Origin of the sequence: Xanthomarina arctica, assembly GCF_014638915.1 — a bacterium.
GTDB lineage: Bacteria > Bacteroidota > Bacteroidia > Flavobacteriales > Flavobacteriaceae > Xanthomarina > Xanthomarina arctica.
The window spans coordinates 71,689-94,295 of record NZ_BMFQ01000003.1 but is presented as its reverse complement, the minus strand read 5'-3'; the positions used below and the strand labels follow the sequence as shown (position 1 = coordinate 94,295).

At 31.9% G+C, this 22,607-nt stretch carries 27 protein-coding genes; 17 read left to right on the top strand and 10 right to left on the bottom strand.

Annotation, left to right across the window (positions count from 1 at the left end):
• Window positions 1–16: 16 nt before the first annotated feature.
• From corA to IEV77_RS11705, 7 genes are all read right to left on the bottom strand, one after another.
• The gene (gene corA, locus IEV77_RS11735; RefSeq protein WP_188465072.1) at window positions 17–1,084 is read right to left on the bottom strand and encodes a magnesium/cobalt transporter CorA; all 1,068 of its coding nucleotides are present in this window, start codon (window positions 1,082–1,084) and stop codon (window positions 17–19) included.
• A 34-nt stretch (window positions 1,085–1,118) separates the two neighbouring features.
• Window positions 1,119–1,652: a mechanosensitive ion channel domain-containing protein gene (locus IEV77_RS11730; protein ID WP_188465070.1), complete on the bottom strand. Its 534-nt coding sequence runs from the start codon at window positions 1,650–1,652 to the stop codon at window positions 1,119–1,121.
• Window positions 1,653–1,721: 69 nt separating this feature from the next.
• Complete coding sequence (locus IEV77_RS11725) at window positions 1,722–2,312, bottom strand: Maf-like protein (protein WP_188465068.1); 591 nt, start codon at window positions 2,310–2,312, stop codon at window positions 1,722–1,724.
• Window positions 2,312–3,238, bottom strand: coding sequence for a geranylgeranylglycerol-phosphate geranylgeranyltransferase (locus tag IEV77_RS11720; protein WP_188465067.1), 927 nt, complete (start codon window positions 3,236–3,238; stop codon window positions 2,312–2,314). The genes IEV77_RS11725 and IEV77_RS11720 overlap by 1 nt, the downstream gene beginning before the upstream one ends.
• A gap of 61 nt (window positions 3,239–3,299) precedes the next feature.
• Complete coding sequence (locus IEV77_RS11715; protein ID WP_188465065.1) at window positions 3,300–3,830, bottom strand: KdsC family phosphatase; 531 nt, start codon at window positions 3,828–3,830, stop codon at window positions 3,300–3,302.
• A complete protein-coding gene (locus tag IEV77_RS11710) occupies window positions 3,831–4,646 on the bottom strand; it encodes a Rossmann-like and DUF2520 domain-containing protein (RefSeq protein ID WP_188465063.1) in 816 nt (271 codons plus the stop codon).
• Window positions 4,647–4,664: 18 nt separating this feature from the next.
• The gene (locus IEV77_RS11705) at window positions 4,665–5,252 is read right to left on the bottom strand and encodes a Crp/Fnr family transcriptional regulator (RefSeq protein ID WP_188465061.1); all 588 of its coding nucleotides are present in this window, start codon (window positions 5,250–5,252) and stop codon (window positions 4,665–4,667) included.
• 75 nt (window positions 5,253–5,327) lie between these two features.
• Between IEV77_RS11705 and IEV77_RS11700 the strand changes: the two genes are divergently transcribed.
• The 3 genes from IEV77_RS11700 (at window position 5,328) to IEV77_RS11690 (ending at window position 9,310) form a co-directional block, all read left to right on the top strand.
• The gene (locus IEV77_RS11700; RefSeq protein ID WP_188465059.1) at window positions 5,328–5,621 is read left to right on the top strand and encodes a hypothetical protein; all 294 of its coding nucleotides are present in this window, start codon (window positions 5,328–5,330) and stop codon (window positions 5,619–5,621) included.
• Between the two features lie 9 nt (window positions 5,622–5,630).
• Complete coding sequence (locus IEV77_RS11695) at window positions 5,631–6,038, top strand: group III truncated hemoglobin (protein ID WP_188465057.1); 408 nt, start codon at window positions 5,631–5,633, stop codon at window positions 6,036–6,038.
• A 77-nt stretch (window positions 6,039–6,115) separates the two neighbouring features.
• Window positions 6,116–9,310 (top strand): cytochrome c biogenesis protein CcsA, encoded by a 3,195-nt coding sequence (locus IEV77_RS11690; RefSeq protein ID WP_188465055.1) that lies wholly within the window; start codon window positions 6,116–6,118, stop codon window positions 9,308–9,310.
• 66 nt (window positions 9,311–9,376) lie between these two features.
• Here IEV77_RS11690 and IEV77_RS11685 read toward each other — a convergent pair whose 3' ends face one another.
• Window positions 9,377–9,748, bottom strand: a complete 372-nt coding sequence (locus tag IEV77_RS11685) for a hypothetical protein (RefSeq protein WP_188466225.1) — start codon at window positions 9,746–9,748, stop codon at window positions 9,377–9,379.
• Window positions 9,749–9,926: 178 nt separating this feature from the next.
• Here IEV77_RS11685 and IEV77_RS11680 point away from each other — a divergent pair, with 178 nt between their 5' ends.
• The 9 genes from IEV77_RS11680 to IEV77_RS11640 all read left to right on the top strand — a co-directional run bounded on the left by IEV77_RS11680 (window position 9,927) and on the right by IEV77_RS11640 (window position 15,792).
• Window positions 9,927–10,559, top strand: coding sequence for a Crp/Fnr family transcriptional regulator (locus tag IEV77_RS11680; protein ID WP_188465049.1), 633 nt, complete (start codon window positions 9,927–9,929; stop codon window positions 10,557–10,559).
• Between the two features lie 27 nt (window positions 10,560–10,586).
• Window positions 10,587–11,387: a sulfite exporter TauE/SafE family protein gene (locus IEV77_RS11675; RefSeq protein ID WP_188465047.1), complete on the top strand. Its 801-nt coding sequence runs from the start codon at window positions 10,587–10,589 to the stop codon at window positions 11,385–11,387.
• Window positions 11,388–11,522: 135 nt separating this feature from the next.
• Window positions 11,523–12,938, top strand: coding sequence for an MBL fold metallo-hydrolase (locus IEV77_RS11670; protein WP_188465045.1), 1,416 nt, complete (start codon window positions 11,523–11,525; stop codon window positions 12,936–12,938).
• A gap of 124 nt (window positions 12,939–13,062) precedes the next feature.
• Window positions 13,063–13,434: a rhodanese-like domain-containing protein gene (locus IEV77_RS11665; protein ID WP_188465043.1), complete on the top strand. Its 372-nt coding sequence runs from the start codon at window positions 13,063–13,065 to the stop codon at window positions 13,432–13,434.
• 329 nt (window positions 13,435–13,763) lie between these two features.
• A complete protein-coding gene (locus IEV77_RS11660; protein WP_188465041.1) occupies window positions 13,764–14,030 on the top strand; it encodes a heavy-metal-associated domain-containing protein in 267 nt (88 codons plus the stop codon).
• A 2-nt stretch (window positions 14,031–14,032) separates the two neighbouring features.
• Entirely contained in the window at window positions 14,033–14,641 is a 609-nt protein-coding gene (locus IEV77_RS11655) for a Tll0287-like domain-containing protein (RefSeq protein ID WP_188465040.1), read from the top strand.
• Window position 14,642: 1 nt separating this feature from the next.
• Window positions 14,643–14,939: a thioredoxin gene (trxA, locus tag IEV77_RS11650; protein WP_188465038.1), complete on the top strand. Its 297-nt coding sequence runs from the start codon at window positions 14,643–14,645 to the stop codon at window positions 14,937–14,939.
• Window positions 14,939–15,541, top strand: coding sequence for a class I SAM-dependent methyltransferase (locus IEV77_RS11645; protein WP_188465036.1), 603 nt, complete (start codon window positions 14,939–14,941; stop codon window positions 15,539–15,541). The genes trxA and IEV77_RS11645 overlap by 1 nt, the downstream gene beginning before the upstream one ends.
• 101 nt (window positions 15,542–15,642) lie before the next feature.
• On the top strand, window positions 15,643–15,792 hold the full coding sequence (locus IEV77_RS11640) for a hypothetical protein (RefSeq protein WP_188465034.1): 150 nt from the start codon (window positions 15,643–15,645) through the stop codon (window positions 15,790–15,792).
• A 71-nt stretch (window positions 15,793–15,863) separates the two neighbouring features.
• Here IEV77_RS11640 and IEV77_RS11635 read toward each other — a convergent pair whose 3' ends face one another.
• Entirely contained in the window at window positions 15,864–16,862 is a 999-nt protein-coding gene (locus IEV77_RS11635) for a metal-dependent hydrolase (RefSeq protein ID WP_188465032.1), read from the bottom strand.
• 316 nt (window positions 16,863–17,178) lie between these two features.
• On the opposite strand from IEV77_RS11635, the gene IEV77_RS11630 reads away from it, so the two are divergent.
• The 5 genes from IEV77_RS11630 to IEV77_RS11610 all read left to right on the top strand — a co-directional run bounded on the left by IEV77_RS11630 (window position 17,179) and on the right by IEV77_RS11610 (window position 21,865).
• Window positions 17,179–18,510, top strand: coding sequence for a cytochrome ubiquinol oxidase subunit I (locus tag IEV77_RS11630; protein ID WP_188465030.1), 1,332 nt, complete (start codon window positions 17,179–17,181; stop codon window positions 18,508–18,510).
• Window positions 18,511–18,513: 3 nt separating this feature from the next.
• Entirely contained in the window at window positions 18,514–19,587 is a 1,074-nt protein-coding gene (cydB, locus tag IEV77_RS11625) for a cytochrome d ubiquinol oxidase subunit II (RefSeq protein WP_188465028.1), read from the top strand.
• Between the two features lie 15 nt (window positions 19,588–19,602).
• Complete coding sequence (locus IEV77_RS11620) at window positions 19,603–19,899, top strand: hypothetical protein (RefSeq protein WP_188465026.1); 297 nt, start codon at window positions 19,603–19,605, stop codon at window positions 19,897–19,899.
• A gap of 86 nt (window positions 19,900–19,985) precedes the next feature.
• On the top strand, window positions 19,986–21,443 hold the full coding sequence (locus tag IEV77_RS11615; protein WP_188465024.1) for an NAD(P)/FAD-dependent oxidoreductase: 1,458 nt from the start codon (window positions 19,986–19,988) through the stop codon (window positions 21,441–21,443).
• Between the two features lie 284 nt (window positions 21,444–21,727).
• The gene (locus IEV77_RS11610) at window positions 21,728–21,865 is read left to right on the top strand and encodes a hypothetical protein (RefSeq protein WP_188465022.1); all 138 of its coding nucleotides are present in this window, start codon (window positions 21,728–21,730) and stop codon (window positions 21,863–21,865) included.
• Window positions 21,866–21,935: 70 nt separating this feature from the next.
• Here the strand turns inward: IEV77_RS11610 and pncA are convergent, their stop codons facing one another.
• Window positions 21,936–22,541, bottom strand: a complete 606-nt coding sequence (gene pncA, locus IEV77_RS11605; protein WP_188465020.1) for a bifunctional nicotinamidase/pyrazinamidase — start codon at window positions 22,539–22,541, stop codon at window positions 21,936–21,938.
• Window positions 22,542–22,607 lie beyond the last annotated feature (66 nt).

The following is a 22,607-nucleotide window of genomic DNA, read 5'->3' as shown; positions in this document are numbered from 1 at the left end:
GTTTACGAATTTGGCATTAAAGCCATTTTTTTCTTTTAAAATAATAGAGCATGCCAAGAAAAATAATAATCATGACTCCCCAAAGAATGAAATAACTGTATTTATAATGTAATTCTGGAATGTTATCGAAGTTCATACCATAAATACCAGCAATAAAAGTTAATGGAATAAAAATGGAGGCCATGATGGTAAGAACCTTCATGACTTCGTTCATTTTATTACTAATGGTAGTCATGTACATATCCATTAAACTCCAAACCATTTCCCGATAAATATCAACAGAATCGGATAACTGAACAACATGGTCATAAATATCTCGGTAATATTGAATGGTGTTTTCATTAATTAAATCGTGTTGGTTCTTTTCTATACGACTTATAATTTCTCTAATAGGAAAAATGGCACGACGAATCTTTAATACTTCTTTCTTGAGGTTTAAAACCTGCAAACTTAAATCGTCTTGAATGTGACCATTAAACAAAATCTCTTCAAGATCTTCAATTTTGTTCCCCATGGTTTCGGTAACAATAAAGTAATGATCTACAATGGCATCTATTAAAGCGTAAAGCAAGTAATCTGCGCCAAGAGTTCTTATTCTACCATTTGCTATACGAAGACGTTCTCTAATATTATCGAAAACATCGCCTTCAACTTCTTGAAAAGTCAAGACGTAATTACGGCCAAGTACGAGACTTATTTGTTCAATTTTTATGACTTCGTTTTCATCATAATATAGCATTTTTAAAACCACAAAAATGTAATCGTCGTAAACATCAATTTTTGGTCTTTGAGATGTATTGGCTATATCTGCAATAATTAAAGGATGTAGATTGTAGTGGTTTCCAATTTTTTCAATGTCCTGAATATGATTCAGGCCATTGATGTTAATCCAAGTTATGGATTCTGAATCTTTGAAATTATAAGCTTCTTCAACGGAGTTAAGTTCTACCTCAGTTACAAATTCGGGACTATAATCAAAGGTGTTTATAAAGAGTTTTTCTGTAGGGTTTTCTCCTGTATAAACTATAGATCCTGGAGATTGCTTAATATGTTTTTTGTATTTATTGGTTCTTTTCTTAGTCATAAGGAATAAATAATACTATAAATATATGGATTATTTATATAGCATCTGTGCCTTCATCCATAGCGTCTTTTTCTACTAAAGTGACAGCCTTTTGTAACATTAAATTATTTGGATAAGTAACCAAGTTGCCATTATCCAATCTTAAATGAAGTTGAAAGGCTCTAATGTCTTCAATTATTGCTTCTATTGGGAAGTCTTTATCATGAATCTGGATTTTGTCCCCAACTTTATATGGAAACGAAAAAAACATGATAACACCAGAAGTTATGTTACTTAAAATAGACCAGATAGCAAAAAGGGCAATTCCAAGAACAGCAAATACAGAAGAGAATACAAGGGCCAAATCTTTTAACTGGGCTCCAAAAATAAAGGTCTCAACTAAAAGAGCTATTAAAACCAAGGTCACGGTAGAGTATCTGCTAATCAATTGAATACGTGCATCATTAATACCTGTTTTCTTTCCTATTTTATGAATTACCTTTTTAGAAATTAATCTAATAATAAACAGGAATATTAAGGTGAATAAACTTGTAATAAGTTCGGTTTGATAAGTTTCAAAAAATGTCATTTCTTAAAGTAAATTAGAAGAGCAAAGATATAATAGAAGGAAGGAATTAGTAGAATACTTAAGTAATATTTAAGAAGAAATCATGCTGTTTAAAGTTTGATAAACTAGATGTGTTGGCAAACCTACTACATTAAAATAAGACCCTTCTATTTTGGTAATCCCAATTTGGCCTATCCACTCTTGGATACCATAAGCGCCTGCCTTATCAAAGGGTTTGCATGTTTTTAAATAGTAATTTATTTCTTCGTCCTCCAATTTTTTAAAAGTCACTTTGGTAACTGCGTTCACCGTTTTTTGGAATTTAGTAGTTGTAAAACAGACAGAGGTAATGACTTCGTGCATATTGTTGCTTAGAGACTTTATCATTTTAAACGCATCCTGTTCGTCTTTTGGTTTTCCAAGCGCTTGCTTGTTGTTCCAAACAATGGTGTCACTAGTAATAAGAATGTCATTTTCTTTTAACTCTTCCTGAAAAGGAAGCGCTTTTAATTGCGCTAAATAATCGCTGATTTCAAAATGAGTTAATCGTGAGGGGAACTCTTCTTTTATAGGTTTTAAACGCACTTCAAAATCCAACCCTAACTCTTTAAAAAATTGTTGCCTTCTAGGGGATCCAGATGCAAGAATTAGATGATGGTTTTTTAGTTTTTCGTTTAACATTATCCTAGTAATACAAATTGATAAAGTGCCAGAGACATGATGCCAATAAGCATGATTAATTTAAGTAAATTACTTATAAATCGAAGGTCAGCTTTTGTTTTTGCCGTATAAGATTTAATACAGACATAAATTAAAGGTGCCATTACAAACGCCAAAAAGTAAGCAACTACTATTAACTTGGAATATAAAAAGGTAATTATATAATATACCACGCCAAATACAAGTAAAACAGATAGCGCAAATACTACTTTTATGGCTCTGTCTCTTCCAAAAGCAATGGGTAAGGTGTTAAAACCGGCTTTGTGTTCGCCGTCTATATCTTCAATGTCTTTAACTATCTCTCTTATAAAATTAATAATGAATGCAAAAAAGGCATAGTCTAAAATTATTTTAAAAAAGGTGATTTGTGTTTCTTGATTTTCAGGAGTAATTACTGGTAATAAATCGAATAAGCCAACAATTATAAGGCTTAAGGCAACTAGAAGGGAGATAACAATATTGCCTACAAGAAGCAATTGTTTTAAATAGGTGGCATACACGTAAAGTAATGCAGAAATGATAATAAATAAAGCAAAAAAGCCATTTTTACCAACAAGATTGGATAAGTAAAAGCCAAGTAACACACCAACAACATTAAAAACAATAAATAGGTTGTTTGCTGTTTTTTCTGAAATACTATTTCCTACAATCACTCTTTCGGGTCTGTTTACCTTATCAATTTCAACATCATAAATATCGTTTATAATGTATCCTGCGGCAGCCAAACATGTGGTAGCCAAAACCAATAAACAAAAACCAAATAAACTTAAGGTGATGCTCAAGTTAGTGGCTCCTAAAAACGGCTCTAAGAGCGCATATTTAATTAAAAATTGAACTAACGCAATTAAGAGTAAGTTTTTCCAGCGAATAAGGTTTAAGAAATTCAAAATTTATTTTTTAAAGTTGATTAGTGTTTTTTTATTAATTACTGTAAACGAAAATCGATAGCTAATCGTATTTCGCATTAAAATTATCAAACCATTTTCCTTGTACTTTTAGAACTTGTTCAATAACATCTCTAACAGCGCCTTTTCCACCATTTTTATGGGAAACATATTTAGAAATGGCTTTAATTTCTGGAACAGCATCTTGAGGACAACACGGCAATCCCACCAGTTTCATAACTGGATAATCGGGAAGGTCATCTCCCATAAATAGGACATTTTTAAGGTCTATATTACGATTGTTTAAATATGTTTCTAGCTGTTCAATTTTATTATGTGCGCCAAGAAAAATATCCTTAATTCCTAAACCTTCAAGTCTAAGTCTGACGCCTTCGTTGGAGCCTCCAGATATCACGCATACATGAAATCCTTTGTCTACAGCTGTTTTTAAAGCGTAGCCATCTTTAATGTTCATGGTTCTTAACATTTCACCAGACGTAGTTACAGTTATGGTGCCATCTGTTAAAACACCATCTACGTCAAAAATTAACGTAGTAATCTGTTCTAAATATTCTTTATAGCTTTTATCTTCCATTTAAGTCTCTATAGTTTTGGTCACTGAGCTTGCTTGTTCTGAGCTTCGTCGAAGTATCGAAGTGCCATGTGTTTTTTTAATTGATTCTGTTAAAAGTGAATAAATAGTTTTATGTTCTTCACTTTCCAACTGTTTTAAATGTCTTTTTATGGTTTTGTTGTCATTGCGTTTTGCAGGACCTGTTTGAGCCATATAAGGTGACAAATCTTGTACTTTTTTTGCCGTTTCTAAAATAAGCGGTTTTAAAATATCGAATTCTACACCTTCCATTTCTGTAATCTCATGTGCAATCCGATACATTTGATTACTAAAATTATTCACGAAAACCGCTGCCAAATGTAATGCTTTTCTTTGATCACCATTAATTTTATGGGAGGAACTTCCAAGTGCTTCAGCCAAGGATTTTAAAAGCGGATAATCTTTTTTACCAATAGTTTCTATGCAAAGAGGAATCGTTTTAAAATCTACTTTAGCTTCTTTAGAAAATGTTTGAAGTGGGTAAAACACACCACGTCTATTCTTTTTGTCAAGTTTATAGAGGCTTACACTGCCTGAAGTATGGACAACCAATCGGTTCTCAAAAGGCAAAGCTTCCGAAACTTCTGGGATAGCATCGTCGCTTACAGCTATGATGTAAATGTCTGCTTCCGTTAATTTAGAAAAGTCATCGATAACATCCACATCATTTTTATAAGAACTTATCTTACTAATGTCTCTGCTAAACCATTGTTTAACAGTCACGGATTTAGTTTTAGTAAACGCCTTAAATAAGTGAGTGGCAACATTTCCGGAGCCAATTATGCTAACTGAAATCATAGGTCTAAATTAGGATATTTAAATATAAACTTTACGTTGTTTGAGTATTAATTTTTTGGTTTTTTCTAACTGCTTTATGGCTCGAATAACGGTTTCTACGCGTAAACCAGTTAAATCTGAGATTTGTTGTCTTGTTAGTTTAACTTCATATAAGGATTCTATGTTAGCAGAATCTTTTAAATGATGTAACAAGGTTAGAATACGATGTTCTGGAGGATGAATCGATAATTCCTTCATTATTTTTGCCTTGTAAAGCATTCTGTTGCAAAGCATTTTAGTGAATTTCAAATGAATATCTGGATGGGCTTTCAGTAAATTTAGAAACATTTTCTTCTCCAAAACATAGACTTCGCAATCTGTTAAACACATAGCACTTGCTGGGTATTCAAAAGTTCCAAAAAGTGGCGGTTCTCCAAAAGAAGTGTTTTTTTCAAAAAAACCTTGGGTAAATTCTTTTCCTTCTTCAGTAAGATTAAACATTTTCACCTTTCCAGATTTCAGCTGATAGTAAAATTTTGGCATTTCAGCTTCATTAAAAATAATAGCGTCTTTTGAAAACGTTTTCAAAAGGGGATGGTAGGTTTCTAAAATGGTGGATGGAATCATTTGAGTATGATTTGAATCATAAAAAAACAAAGATAAAATATTGAATTTTGTAAGAACAATATAAAACACTAAAAAATGAATTATTATAAGAAATCTTTAATTGATTTTAGAGAGAATTTTATTATGTACATTCCTTTAACTATAATTTTACAAAGCTGTCTTGGTTCTATTGCTGCCATGTTTATCTTAAAAACGAGTACAGCCGAATCATTTAATTTTATTCAGCTAACTTTGTGTGTCATTTTTGCAATGGGTTATAATGGGGTTATTTATGCCCAATTAAAAAGCAAATGGATATTTAATTTATTAATTGTTACTTTATTCATAGAAGTAACGCTAATAATTATTAATGTCATTAAATTGTCTTAAAAACATAACATGGTTAAAAAAGATATAGAAACACACGAGGATGTCCATTTATTAGTTTCAACTTTTTATTCTAAGATAAGAAAAGATACTTTTTTAGGTCCATTCTTTAATCGGGTAATTAAGGATTGGGACGCACACATTAACACCCTCACCACTTTTTGGGAAACCAGTTTATTTACCACTAGGAAAATGGAAAATAAATACTATGGAAACCCTATTGCTGTTCATGTTAAAGTAGATCAAGAGAACAATCAGAGTATTTCGCAAGAACACTTTGGGAATTGGTTAAATCTTTGGTTCGAAACTATTGATGAACTTTTTGAAGGAGAGTATGCTTTAAAAGCAAAACAGAAAGCACGGAAAATGAGTACGTTTTTATATCTTAATATTTTTCAATCTAGGCAGCAGGAGTTATAAAGTTTAGTCACTTTTAACATAACAAAATAAACTAAAAGACTTAAATTTGCAGCACCAAAATTAAGCGTTTCAATATCATGCTAAATAAAATCACTAAATTCTTATTTTCTACCAGATTAACTGCCATTTTGTTTCTTGTTTTTGCTGCTTCAATGGCAATAGGAACTTTTCTGGATGCTGGTCAAGATACTTCCCCAACACCTTATACTAGAAATTTAATTTATAACACATGGTGGTTTGAAGCCATTATGTTAGTGTTCATGATTAATTTTATCGGTAATATTCCAAAATACAGATTGTGGCGTAAAGAAAAATGGGCCACACTAATTATGCACCTTGCTTTTATCTTGATAATTGTTGGTGCAGGAATCACTAGATATATTAGTTTTGAAGGTATGATGTTGATTCGTGAAGGAGAAACTGAGAATTCTATCTTATCTCATAAAACCTATATAACAGCCTATATTGATGGCGATTATATGGTTAATGGGCAGGCACAAAGGAAAATTGTGGAACAGGAAGTTGATTTTTCACCTCGCTTGGATAACCACTTTACTTATGAAACGGATTATAACAATCAAGACGTTAGTTTCGAACTTGAAAAATTTATTGCAGGGGCCGAAAAAGATGTTGTTCCAGACGAAAGTGGAAAAGCGTATTTAAAAATGGTTGAAGCTGGAGACGGTGCACCTCACAATCATTTTCTAGAAGAAGGACAAGTAGAGAGCATTCATAATGTGTTGTTTTCTTTAAACAAGCAAGTTGCAGGAGCTGTCAATATTACATCCAACGAAAATGGTCTTACTATTGAATCGCCTTTTGATGGGGAATACATGACCATGGCAACAGGAGCTACAGGTACACTTGTAAAAGACTCGATTCAACCACTAATTTTACGTTCACGTTATATTATTGGTACCATGCAAATGGTGTTTCCAAAACCTGTGGTTAAAGGTGTTTTTGATATTGTAAAAAAATCACAACTCTTAAAAGGAGATGAAGGTGGTTTGGTTTTAAAAATCACGTCTAATGGAGTAACAGAAAGAGTTAAACTATTAGGAGGCCAAGGTTATAGCAAGCCTTTTGAAGTTGTACATATTGGAGATTTGGATATTGCCGTGAAATATGGTTCTAAAATTATAGAATTGCCTTTTAGTATTAAATTAAACGATTTTATTGCAGATAAATATCCTGGAACCGAAAGTAGCTATTCATCTTTTGCCAGTGAAGTTACTGTAATTGATGAAAAGGAAGGGGATTATGATTATCGCATTTTTATGAATCACATTCTAGACCATGGAGGTTTTAGATTTTTTCAAGCTGGTTTTGATCCTGATGAACTTGGAACCAGACTTTCTGTTAATCACGATTTTTATGGAACTTGGGTAACTTATATTGGTTACTTCTTTTTATACTTTGGAATGTTAGCCATTATTTTTGATAGAAATACGCGCTTTGCAGATTTAAAACGCATGCTTAATAAAGTGAAAGATAAAAAAGCAAAAGCTTTAATGGTTTTATTCTTGTTCTTTGGATTACAAGGTTTTTCACAAAACCATTCTCAAAATGATGGTCATCCACATAGTAGCAAACCAACTAAAGAGCAAATAGATTCTATTTTAACAGTTAACATTACACCAAAAGAACATGCGGATAAATTTGCGCATCTCGTAATACAAGATGTTGGTGGTAGAATGATGCCAATAAATACCTATGCTTCAGAAATGCTTCGTAAGTTAAGCAAACATGATACCTACCAAGATTTTGATGCCAATCAAGTTTTTCTATCTCTTCAAGAAAGCCCTTTATTATGGTATAATGTGCCAATTATTTATCTAAAACTTAAAAAAGGAGACTCTATTAGAAAGCTAATAGGTGTAGATAAAGATGCAGAATATGTATCCTTAGTCAATTTTTTCACGGAAAATGGCGCTTATAAATTGGCCCCTTATTTAGAGGAAGCTTATAAAGCTCAAATTCCAAATGGGTTTCAAAAGGAATTTAAGGAAACAGATCAGCGTGTTAATTTATTGTATAATACTTTAGAAGGTTATGCTTTAAGAATTTTCCCAATTCCAGACGATTATAATAACAAATGGATTTCTTCAGTAGAATTTAGAAGAGATGATTATCGTGATCAAATTAAAGATACACTTTATGGCAATTTCATTAATAATGGATTCAGTGCATATTTAATTACCTTAAATAGTGCCAAACAATCTGGAGATTTTTCTAAAGCCGAAGAACTTTTAGAATCCTTTAAAAAGACACAGCACAAGTTTGGTAGCAGTGTAATGCTAAGCGATAAAAAAGTTCAAACGGAATTAACGTATAACAAATATGATATTTTTAAAAGGCTTTACAGTTGGTACATGATTACTGCCGCTTTGATGTTTGTTTTTATTATTGTACAAATTTTCAAAGAAAGAAGCAAAGTTTTAAATGTCGCCATTAAAGGTTTTAAGGTATTAATTATAGCATTTTTTATATTACATACGTTAGGTTTAATAGCACGTTGGTATATTTCTGGGCATGCACCTTGGAGTGATGCTTACGAATCCATGATATATGTTGCTTGGGCAACCATGCTTTTTGGAATAATTTTTGGACGAAAAAGCGATTTAACAATGGCGGCTACAGCTTTTGTAACAGCCATGATTTTAATGGTGGCTCACTGGAGTTGGATGGATCCAGCAATTGCCAATTTGCAACCTGTTTTGGACAGTTACTGGTTAATGGTTCACGTATCTATTATTGTAGCTAGTTATGGACCCTTTGCCTTAGGAATGATTTTAGGTGTCGTATCTTTATTATTAATGATTTTTACAACGAAAGAGAATAAAAAGAAAATGTTGCTTAATATCCAAGAGTTAACCATTATTAATGAAATGGCTTTAACTGTAGGTTTAGTAATGCTAACCATTGGAAACTTTTTAGGAGGTATGTGGGCAAATGAAAGCTGGGGAAGATATTGGGGCTGGGATCCAAAAGAAACTTGGGCTTTAATAAGTATTATGATTTATGCTTTTGTTCTGCATATGAGATTGGTTCCTGGGCTTCGTGGTAGTTTCACGTTTAACCTTGGGTCTATCATTGCTTTCTCTAGTATTATGATGACCTATTTTGGTGTGAATTTCTATTTAGCAGGATTACACAGTTATGCAAGTGGAGACCAGATTGTAAGTGTGAAGTTTATTGCCATCGCATTTGGAATTATTGCAATTCTAGGTTTCTTGGCTTATAGAAAATATGCTAAGTTTTATAAAAAATAGCGGCATATGATACAAACAAAAAAAGACTGCAAATTGCAGTCTTTTTTTGTTTAAGTGAGTATTCTTTTAAAGTTTTATCGGACTTTTATCTAAATTCAAATCATCTAGCATGTCTTGTGTGAATTTATAATGTCCACGACGTGTAATGATTTTAAATCTGTGGTCTTTCATGCGTGTAAGTACATCTAGAAAACGCCATTTAGATTTTAGTAATTTAGGTTCTTCAGATTTTAAACTGATTTCAAAATAATGCTTTCTTCCACCTTTTTCAGCCACTATATCTGGCGTAATGGTAATATCGCTTCCCATTTTAAGGTAGGATTTTGGTGTTTCATAACCTTCAACATCTGCTTGAATGTTATCGAATCCTAAGTTCTCTAAATACGTTAAAGATTCTTTTAAAAATACTTCGTTTTCTAATTTGTCCTGTGCTATCATGCTATAAAGATAGGTATTTTTAATGGACTTTTCGGTTAAAACCTTGTTAAAAATATTTTTATTCATTCATTTTCAGTTAGTTATCAGTAATATTAGAGTTTTTGAGAATATGATAAATATCAATTGGATTTAATTGTTAAACAGTAAATTTGTAAAACTAAACGTTATAGTTGCTAAAATGATAGAAGAATTAAAAGATAATTTCGGGTATCTTTTTGAAGACGAGCTACTTCAGGAAATTAACCAAGTAGGTGTTTTTAAAGAAATTCCAGAAGGTAGCATGCTTATAGAAATTGGGGATTATATTAAATCCATGCCTTTATTAATAAGTGGTGCTGTGAAAATTCTAAGGGAAGACGAAAATGGCGATGAACTTATTCTCTATTTTATTGAAAGTGGTGATACCTGCGCCATGACTTTATCTTGTTGCATGGGACAGAAAAAAAGTGAGATTAGAGCTGTTGCTGAAACAGATACCACATTAATAATGATTCCTGTTGAGCATATGAGCCTATGGATGGGGAAATATAAAAGCTGGCAAAACTTTATCCTTCAAAGTTATCATGAGAGGATGTCGGAATTATTAGAAGCTATAGATACTATTGCATTTTTAAAAATGGACGAGCGTCTATTGAAATACCTGAGAGATAAGGCCATGGTAAATCATAATGATGAAATTCATGTCACACATCAGCAAATTGCTAACGATATGCATACATCTAGGGTTGTTATATCCAGAATATTAAAAGCTTTGGAAAATAATCATCAGATAAAAATCAATAGAAATAGAATTACATTATTAGATCTTTAAAAATTAAGTTTTCACAATAAGTAATACATGGATTTAAATACCATTTTTGGATATATTGGAGCGCTTTTTATAGGAGTCGTCCTAGGTTTAATTGGAGGAGGAGGGTCCATACTTACAGTCCCGGTATTAGTTTATTTATTTGGTTTAAATCCGATTTTAGCAACTTCGTATTCGCTTTTTATAGTAGGGACTTCATCTGCTTTTGGTACCATTAAAAATATTCAAAAAAAATTAGTCAATTTTAAAGTAGCAATTATTTTTTCTATACCTGCCTTTACAGCAGTTTACCTGACCAGACGCTTTATTTTGCCAGCCTTACCAGATACATTATTTGTTGTAAATAATTATGTGGTGACAAAGAGTATGGGGATAATGACACTTTTCGCCATTATCATGCTAGTTGCTTCAAAATCAATGCTAATTGATAGAAAAAAATTAATTAAAGCTCCAGAAAATGAAAAATTAAACTATGTCATAATCTTTATTCAGGCGTTTGTTATTGGGTTATTTACGGGTCTTGTTGGAGCAGGAGGAGGTTTTATTATTATTCCAGCTTTAATAGCTTTGGCTAAATTACCTATGAAAAAAGCTGTTGGGACATCGCTTTTAATAATAGCTATCAATTCTTTAATTGGTTTTACTGGAGATTTTGGGCATTTAGAAATAGATTGGTTATTTTTATTAGGTTTTACAGCAATCTCTGTCTTAGGTATTTTTATTGGTACTTACCTTTCAAATTTTATAGATGGTAAGAAATTAAAAAAAGGATTTGGTTGGTTTGTATTATTAATGGCAGTTTATATAATTTATAAAGAACTAACGCTTTAAGGTTAAATTGTAACTAATGTTACTGCATATAACGAATATCATGATTATTTTTGTAGTATTAATTTAAATATAGAATTTCAAAAATTAGATCCTATTAGGTTCTTCATTTTTACAAAAACATAAAATTATAAACAGATGAAAATTGAGCAAATTTATACAGGTTGTTTAGCACATGCAGCCTATTATATAGAAAGCAATGGTGAAGCGGCTATAATTGATCCATTAAGAGAAGTGCAACCATATATTAAAAGAGCAAAACTTGACGATGCAAAAATTAAATATATTTTTGAAACACATTTTCATGCAGATTTTGTTAGTGGGCATTTAGATTTAAAAAAGAAAACTGGTGCAGATATTGTTTTTGGGCCAACTGCAAATCCTTCTTATGAAGCTATTATTGCGGAAGATGGACAAGTTTTTAATGTTGGAGATTACAAAATAAAAGCCATTCACACGCCTGGACATACTATGGAAAGCACCACTTATTTGTTGATTGATGAGAATGGAAAGGAGCATGGTATTGTTACTGGAGATACTTTGTTTATTGGTGATGTTGGTAGACCCGATTTAGCACAAAAAATAGCGTCAGATTTAACTCAAGAAAAGTTAGCTGGCTACCTTTTTGATTCTTTAAGAAATAAAATCATGCCCTTAGGAGACGATTTAATTGTATATCCTAATCATGGCGCAGGCTCTGCTTGTGGTAAAAATATGAGTAAGGAAACTACCGATACTCTTGGACATCAAAAACAGGTTAATTATGCTTTAAGAGCAGATATGACCAAAGAGGAATTTATAACCGAATTGTTAGATGGTTTAAGTGATCCTCCTGGTTATTTCCCACAGAATGTCATGTTAAACATTCAAGGATATGAAAGTTTTGATGATGTGATGCAAAAATCTCAAAAACCATTATCTCCTAAAGAATTTGAAACGGTAGCTAATGAATCGGAAGCCATTGTTTTAGATGTGCGTCATCAAAACGATTTTGTAAAAGGACATATTCCACGTTCTATTTTTATTGGTATCGATGGCGGATTTGCTCCGTGGGTTGGTGCCTTAATTGTAGATGTGAAACAACCTATTTTACTGGTTGCTCCCAAAGGAAGAGAAGAGGAAGTTATTACTAGATTATCGAGAGTAGGTTTTGATAATGTAATAGGTTACTTGGATGGAAGTTTTGAAGCTTGGAAAAAAGATGGTTTAGAATACGATACTATTGAAGCCATTTCAGCTGAAGAATTTAAAAATAAATACAACGATATTAAAGATGTTGTATTTGATGTTAGAAAAGAAGGTGAATATACTGCAGAGCATGTTGAGAATGCACATTTTACGCCTTTAGATTCATTAAATGATTATTTATCGGAGTTCCCAGATAATAAACCGTTCTACGTTCATTGTGCTGGAGGTTATAGATCTGTTATTGCAGCATCTATATTAAAAAGTAGAGGCATTCATAATTTGGTAGATGTTGCTGGTGGTTTTTCTAAAATTAAAGATTCTGGAGTTCCAGTTACTAATTTTGTTTGTCCTTCAACATTAAAATAGCATAAGATTATTTTTAAAATTTTAAAGAGCGACAATTTTGTCGCTCTTTTTTTATGTAACTAATGTTACTAATATAGTTGTGGAAAATGCTTAAATTTATACTTCCATAAAACCAAAAATCAACATGAAAAACATCCTTTTTTTATTCGTTATAATCGCTTCCGCTTTTACTGTAAATGCTCAAGAGCAAGAATCTGCAGTGTTACTGTCTCTTTCAGAGTTTAAAACTCTAATAGAGGGTCAAAATGTACAACTGATAGATGTTAGAACACCTGAAGAATTTCAAGAAGGGCATATAGAAGGTGCTATAAATATTGATTTTTTTTCAGAAGATTTTGAGAATCAATTTAAGGAATTAGATAAAGAACAACCTGTTTATGTTTATTGCAGAAGTGGTGCTAGAAGTAAGAAATCTGCCTTAAAGTTATCAGAAATGGGCTTTTTAAAAATTTACGATTTAGAAGGAGGAATTTTAAATTATAACAAAAAGGAATAATGAACCGAGCTTAAAGCGAACACATTTTACCTAATTATAAAATAGAAAATAAAAATGAACCGAGCTTAAAGCGAACACATTTTACCTAATTATAGAATAGAAAATAAAAATGAACCGAGCTTAAAGCGAACACATTTTACCTAATTATAAAATAGAAAATAAAAATGAACCGAGCTTAAAGCGAACACATTTTACCTAATTATAAAATAGAAAATAAAAATGAACCGAGCTTAAAGCGAACACATTTTACCTAATTATAAAATAGAAAATAAAAATGAACCGAGCTTAAAGCGAACACATTTTACCTAATTATAAAATAGAAAATAAAAATGAATACATCCATAATTGTTCAAAATTTAAAATGTGGAGGTTGTGCTAATACCATCACTAATAAATTATCGAAAATTAAAAACATTTCAGATTTAGAAATTGATATAGAAGGAAGTAAAATATCTTTTAATTATCTTCATGATGACGATATTTCTCTAGTTAAAGAGACCTTGAAAAAAATAGGTTATCCTTTAGATTTAGATCAGAACACCATAGTTTCAAAAGCGAAATCGTATATAAGCTGTGCAACAGGAAAACTTGGTTAAATATGAAAAAAACGTACTATATATTTCCGGTTTTGATTCTCTTTTTAATTAGTTGCAAACAAGGTAAGGAAGTCCCTAATACAAACGTTGAAGAGCCATCAGTAACAGCGGTTGTTCAAGCTATAGATTATGAAGAAGAAGGTCTAAAATATGCTTTGACAACCCAGGCGGTATTGGGAAAAAACTTAATGAAAGCCATACAGGAAAAAGGAACATTAGCAGCTGTTGAATTTTGCAATATAAAAGCTTATCCATTAACAGATAGTATGTCTGTTGCTTTTAAGGCAAACATAAAACGTGTATCAGATAAACCTAGAAACCCAGAAAATCAAGCACATTCAAAAGAATTACAATATATAGAAACCTTTAAAAATGTTATTGCATCTCAGCAAGAACCAAAGCCTATTTTAGAGGAAACAGATACAGAAGTAACATTTTATTATCCAATTACAACCAATTCTATGTGTTTACAATGCCATGGAACACCAAATAGAGAGTTAAATAATGAGGCATATAAGACTATTAAAGCGCTTTATCCAAATGACATAGCTATTGGTTACGGTGTCAATGAAGTTAGAGGTCTCTGGCAAGTTAATTTTAAGAAAGAATAACATGAATAAATTTTCAGAAATAATCAATCAGGATAAACCTGTTCTCGTAGACTTTTTTGCAGAATGGTGTGGCCCATGTAAAATGATGTCACCTATATTAAAGCAAGTTAAAGACACTATGGGAGAAAACGTTTCAATTATTAAAATTGATGTCGATAAAAATCAATCTTTAGCTGCTAAATATCAAGTTAAAGGCGTTCCGACGTTAATGTTATTTAAAAAAGGGAAACAGATTTGGAGACAATCTGGAGTCCTTCAAAAGGATGAAATTATCAATATAATTAACACATCTAATTAATGAGTTTAACTAAAGATTTTTGGGATAATCGATATAAAAATAAAGATACTGGTTGGGATTTAGGTGAAGTTTCACCTCCTTTAAAAGCCTATATCGATCAATTATCTGATAAAAATCTTAAAATACTAATTCCTGGAGGAGGTCATTCTTATGAAGCAGAATATTTACACTATAAAGGTTTTAAAAATGTATATGTAGTGGATGTGTCTAAAACGGCATTATCTAATATAAAAACAAGAGTTCCTTCTTTTCCACCGGCACATTTAATTCTGAGTAATTTTTTCGACTTAGAGATGTCCTTCAATTTAATAATTGAACAAACATTTTTCTGTGCTATCGATCCTAATTTAAGGCCAGCTTATGCCACAAAATCGTTTGAATTACTTTCAAGCAAAGGGAAAGTAGTGGGATTATTGTTTGATGCAGTTTTGAATGAAGATAAACCACCTTTTGGAGGCTCAAAGCCTGAATATCTTGAGTACTTTAAACCTTATTTTAATATTCTTTTAATGGAAGATGCCCATAATTCTCATGATACAAGAGATGGAAAAGAATTATTTTTTAAAATTGAAAAAAAGACATTAGACATTCCTCTTTTTTGAAATTGATATTCATTTTTGATATTTCCTGACTAAAGTCATATTTGCTTTTGCAGACTTATGATATTTTTACAGCTAATTAATAACAACTAAACTCCTCGATTATGATTACTCAAAACATTGCCTTAGCGAATTGGAATAACGGTGTAATAATGATTGCTATTTTCGCTCTTGTTTGTATTACCTTGGTTGGAATACTTATTAATTTTATGTTGAGCGGAAAAAAGAATGAAGACACTGAAGAAGAATTATAAGATACTTTTTTAATCATTCAGTATTTATATCATCTTTACTTTTCAAACCATTCACTTTACAAGTACGATTATTAATTTCCTTTTAAACGAATCCAAAGATCTTTTAAAAGCTGTTTGGCATCATCAGGATTTTTAATTGTCTCTGTAAATGTTACTTCTCCCTGTTTGTCAGTTTTAATCTCATATTGAAATACAAAATTTTGTGCATTTGGTTTTAAACTTAGCAAGCCAAAGCGCAAATCGTTATAATATAAACGATCTTCTTTTTCTGTAATAGTATACCACCCTTTAGAAATTTGAATCATTCGCTGTACCTTTTTCTTTTGAATTAAATCTCCCAATAGGTTATGATTCTTCGGGTAAGCTTCAAAATGAATAGGATTTTTATCCAAAAAAGAATAGTAACCAATTAAATATTGGTCTTTAGTCTCCACATTCGCAGACCAGAGAATTGTATTGAATGGAGCAGGTTTTGTCTCCATATCAACATAATCAATCTGTTGTTTTATGAGGGCTTTTTCAAACTGATTATTGGCCATGCCTTTTAATGCAAAGGTTAAAAGCAAATAACTACTACTTAATATCAATCCCATGTTATTATAAAATCTTCTTCTTGGTGTATTTCTTTTTTGGAACAATACTAAAATTAAAAACACTAAAAAAGGTAAAGTATATAACGGATCTATTACAAAAATGGTTTTAAAAGCAAGCCTTGATTCCAATGGCCAAAATAATTGTGTTCCCCAAGTTGTGTGGGCATCTAAAATAGGATGAGTTACTAAGCACCAAAAAAACAGCCAAGACCAACCTTTTACATCTTTATAAGTTTCGTATCTGGAAACAAGCCATCCAAAAATAGGTGCAAAAAGAATAGAAAAAAATATGGAATGTGTAAAACCTCGATGGATTTCTAATGCAGAAACGGTATCAGTAAAATAAGAAGAGAAAATATCTAAATCAGGAATAGTTCCTGCAATGGCACCATAAAGCATGGCTTTATTACCTATTTTTCTTCCAAGAACAGCTTCTCCAACTGCGGCTCCTAATACTATTTGAGTTAACGAATCCATTTTAAATTAAGCATATTATTATATAGTGCAAACTAAACTATTTATTAATTATTAAAAGCCTCTTTTTCGATTTTATTGGAGGAGGAAACTCATAAATCAGGAAGTTATTTTACAATTAGATTGTTGATTTAATTGGAGTGCCCTATACTTTAGAAGTGTAAATATAATTTGTTTTAAGAATTTGTGTCTAATGACAACCTTAAAAAAGTAAAATAGGTTCTCATTTAAAAATGAGTCTCAATTTGCGATGTTTTTGTAATAAAAGTTACACCATTTTTATTATCTGTGTTGTATTTTTATAGTCTAAATTCAGGATATGGAAGACATGATCTTTTACGATAGATTGCAATTTGCATTCACTATCACATTTCACTATATTTTTCCGCAATTAACCATGGGATTGTCATTGATAATCGTCTATTATAAATGGAGATATTTAAAGAATAATATCGAAAAGTATAATGATGCGGCAAAATTTTTCATGAAAATCTTTGCTATTAATTTTACAATGGGAGTTGTAACAGGAATTCCAATGGAATTTCAATTTGGTACCAATTGGGCAAAATTTTCTGAGCTAACTGGCGGGATTATTGGTCAAACTTTAGCCATGGAAGGCATGTTCTCATTCTTTTTAGAATCCTCATTTTTAGCACTATTTATTTTTGGTGAAAAATTAATGGGCCAGAAACTACATTTCCTAACAGGTTTTCTGGTGTTTCTGGGGTCTTGGGCAAGTGGTTGGTTTATTCTAGCAACCAATGCTTGGATGCAACATCCTGTGGGTTATGAAATTTTGGATAATGGTAAATTTGTATTAGAAAACTTCTCGGCACTTTTTACAAATCCATGGCTTTTACCTGCTTTTCTGCACAATCAAATGGCCTCTGTTGTTACTTCCTCTTTTGTTGTAGCCAGTATAGGAGCTTTTTATATTTTAAGAAATAAAAAAACAGAATACGGAAGATTGTTTTTGAAAACAGGTGTTGTTTTTGGACTAATTTCTAGTGTTTTAGTTGCTTTTCCAACAGGGGATTGGAATGCTAAAAATGTTGCTAAACACCAACCAGGAACATTTGCGGCTATGGAAGGGATTTTTATAACAGAAAAGGCTGGAGCTGAAATTGTTCTTATTGGACAACCCAATATGGTTTCTAAAAAATTAGACAATAAAATAGCAGTTCCTAATATCTTAAGCTTTTTGACCTATCAAAAATGGCATGAGCAAATTCCTGGAATGGACCAATTTGAGGAGGACGAATTGCCAGATAACATACCGGCGCTTTATTATTCGTATCATATTATGGTTGGTTTAGGCACCATCTTTATAGGTGTTATGGCCTTAGCACTTTTCTTTCTATGGCGAAAAAAATTGTACAACATGAAACCTTTACTTTGGACCATCATGTTTTTAGTTCCCTTTCCATATATAGCAAATATTACGGGTTGGTACACAGCCGAATTAGGAAGACAGCCGTATTTAGTTTACGGTTTGTTAAGAACTTCCGATGGAATTTCACCTACAGTTTCATCTGGTAATACCTTATTTACTTTATTGGGTTTTGTTGCTTTATATATGCTACTAGGTTTATTGTTTTTAGTCTTAGTTGGTAAAACTATTAATGAAGGTCCAGAACCTCAAACACATTAAATTATGGAAATATTTTGGTACGTTATCATCGCTGTTGTTTTAGTTGTGTTTTTTGTTTTGGATGGTTACGATTTTGGAACAGGAATCATACATTTATTTTTTGCTAAAACTGAAAAAGACAAGGAAGTCATTACAAAATCTGCTGGCCTTTTTTGGGATTCTAATGAGGTTTGGTTAGTGGCAGCTGGAGGGATGCTTTTTATGGCATTTCCAACTTTCTATGCTTCCGTTTTTAGTGGTTTTTATTTGCCTTTAATCATTGTTTTGTGGCTAATTATTTTTAGAGCTATAGGCTTAGAATTTAGAGGACAATTCAAATACCAAATGTGGAAAGACATTTGGGATGCATCTTTTGGCGTTTCTAGTTTGTTATTGGCTTTGTTTTTTGGAATTGCTTTAGGTAATATCGTAAGAGGTGTCAATTTAGGTGGTGTTGATAACGGTGTTTCGGCTCACGAAGGCCATTATTTTTTCTTACCATTATGGGATAGTAGTTTTAGCCCTTTAGCGGCACATCCTGGAGTTATAGATTGGTTTACAATTATTATCGGCTTAATATCTGTAGTTACTTTGGCTATTCATGGTGCCAATTGGGTGATATTAAAAACAAATTCATCTATAAACAAAAAGCTTAAAGGTGTTATTTTTAAATTAAACATCGTGTTATCCGCACTTACCATCTTTTCTTTATTTGTTTGGCAATTAGTAAACCCAAATTCCTTAGATAATTTTATGCACAAGCCATATCTCATAATCTTTCCGCTAATTTATTTAACAGGATTAATCGGATTGTTTTTTATTAAAAAAATTAAAAAAGATATTCATGCTTTTGTATTATCAACCTTATTAATAGTAGGCGGAATTACATCTTCTCTAGCTTCCATGTTTCCCGTTTTATTACCTTCAATTCATGGAACTCACGAGCATTTAACCATATATAATACTGCGGCTTCAGAATATGGATTATCTGTAGCATTAAATTGGGGAATTATTGGCTTCATTCTACTTTTTGTTTATATGATTATTCAAAAGAGATTGATGGGTGGAAAAGTAGATAAAATGGATTATGGACATTAGTATAAATAATTTATTATGACTGGAACACTAATTTCATTAATCAGTATTCTTTTAGGAATAATTGCCGCTAATAGTACTGGTTTTATTTTTAAAAAATATTCCTTTGGTATTATTGGGAATACCTTAATTGGTGTTTTTGGAAGTATATTATTTATAAAATCTTTCGGAAGATTAGGCTTTGATCCTTGGTCTATAATGAATGATGGAAAATTTGATGCCTTTTTATTAATAGTTAATTTATTAGTATCTGCTTTAGGAGGGATTTTAGGACTCATTTTTGTAAAAATGATTTATAATAAAATGAATAAATAAATAACTAGTTAGCCTCTTTTCTTTTGTAACAAAAGTGACTGTGTGGTTTTTATGTTGAAGCTATATTTACATAAAATATATCTACCATGTCAAAAATAGTTATTTTAGGAGCTGGGATTTCAGGGCATGTTGCTGCATCTCATTTACGCAGAAAACTCTCCAAAGAACATGAAGTTTTGGTGGTCTCACCAAATAGTAATTACCAATGGATTCCTTCTAATATTTGGGTAGGAATTGGGAGAATGAAATCAGAACAAATTCTCTTTCCTTTAGAGCCATTATACAAAAAGAAACACATAAGTTATAAGCAGGCAAAAGCCGTTACATTTCACCCGGAAGGTGATAAAACCGAAAGCAAACCTTTTGTTTTAGTTGAGTATGTTGTTGGCGATAAAAAAGGACTTCAAGAAAAAGTTACTTATGATTATTTGATTAACGGAACAGGTCCGAAACTTAATTTTGAAGGCACTGAAGGTTTAAGTCCGGGAACTAATAAAGCTTACTCTGTATGTACTTATACACATGCAGAACATGCTTGGAAAGGTTTAGATGCACTTATTCAAGATATGAAACGTGGCAAAAAAGCTAAAATATTAATTGGTACAGGTCATGCAAAATCCACTTGTCAAGGAGCTGCTTTTGAATACATTTTGAATGTCGAACAAGAATTACGGAAACACAAAGTACGTGATATGGCCGAGATAACTTGGATTTCCAATGAATATCAGCTTGGAGATTTTGGTATGGATGGCATGTTAATGAGCTACGGAAGTATGACTATGAAGTCTCATGAAATGATTGAAATGATTTTTGAGGATAGAGACATTAAATGGATTCTTGGAGCAGGAGTTAATAAAATTGAAGATGGAATAGCTCATTACGAGAATCTAGAAGGAGAGTTTAAAACTGCTACCTACGATTTTGCCATGTTAATCCCTTCCTTTTCAGGTCATGGTTTCAAAGCTTTCGACAAAAACGATATGGATATTACAGAAAAACTCTTTAAGGGGTTTATGATTGTCGATGCAGACTATACGCCAAAACCTTACGAAGAATGGTCGGTTCAAGATTGGCCAGAAACATATCAAAACCCTTCTTATAAAAATATTTTTGCTCCTGGTATTGCTTTTGCACCTCTGCATTCTATCTCAAAACCTCGAAAAAGTAAAAACGGAACAGATATAACTCCTGCACCGCCTAGGACGGGAATGCCATCCGGTATTACTGCGAAAATTGTTGCAGATAATATTATAGATAGTATTAAAAATGGTAAGGTAACTTTAGATCATAAAGGGTCTATGGGAAATATGGGAGCCGCCTGTATTGCTTCTGCTGGATATGGTTTCACTACAGGAAGTGGTGTAAGTATTACAACATACCCTATTGTTCCAGATTATATTAAATATCCTAAAACACAAGGTAGACATATAGGTAAAACTTTTGGAGAAATAGGTTTAGCTGGTCATTGGTTAAAACTAGCATTACATTATGCTTTTATTTATAAAGCAAAAATGAAACCATTTTGGTGGTTGATTCCTGAATAGGAATGAAACTAAAAAGGGTTGATTCCTGAATAGGAATGAAACTAAAAAGGGTTGATTCCTGAATAGGAATGAAACTAAAAAGGGTTGATTCCTGAATAGGAATGAAACTAAAAAGGGTTGATTCCTGAATAGGAATGAAACTAAAAAAGGTTGATTCCTGAATAGGAATGAAACTAAAAGGGTTAATTCCTGAATAGGAATGAAACAAAAAGGGTTAATTCCTGAGTAAAATAAGAGGGTCGTAAGTAGTAGGTAGAAAATAGTAAAACTTAAACATTAACAACATGACACAACGTATTTCAAAATATCAACGCTTTAAAATGATGAATCCCATCATCCAATTCTTCAAATTTATATACCTAAGTATCAAAGTACTGCTTATTGTAGCTGGAGGTCATGGCGGAACAAGAAAAATTAACTGAAATGATTGTCGGTAATTCGTTTCAGATTAATGCAACATTCTATTTTAAAAATTAAATTGAGCTGTTACCATTATATATATTGTGATGTTACAATCTGGATTCCCATAGCAATCATTTCTTTCTTAAGCTTTTTAAATTCATCATCATCCAATGCTTTTGAAGCGTCTTCAATAAAAGTACAGGCAAAACCTTCTTTAAAAGCATCATTAATTGAAAAGTATACACAGATATCTGCGGCTAGACCACATAAATAGAGTTCCGTTGTTCCTTTTTCTTTTAAATAACTAGCCAATCCGGTTGCCTTTAAATGGCAGTTGTCATAAAACGCACTGTAACTGTCAATGTTTTTATCTGTTCCTTTTCTAAAAATAGCTTCAAAATTATCAGTGTTTAAATCCGGATGAAATTCAGCGCCTTCTGTGCCTTGTACACAATGATCTGGCCATAAGGTTTGTTGTTGACCATGAATTTCAATTTCATCAAAATTAGATTTTCCTTCATGATTACTAGCAAAGCTTATATGATTTCTAGGATGCCAATCTTGCGTACCAATTATCAAATTAAATTTATGTTGCATGCCATTGATAATGGGCACAATTTTATCACCATCGGGAACTGGAAGCGATCCACTTGGCATAAAATCGTTCTGTACATCAATGATAAGGAGGGTTTTCATGTTTAGAATTTTTATTATAGTTGAACGGTGAAGCTAGTTAACGAAGTAGCTTTTGAAAACGTTACT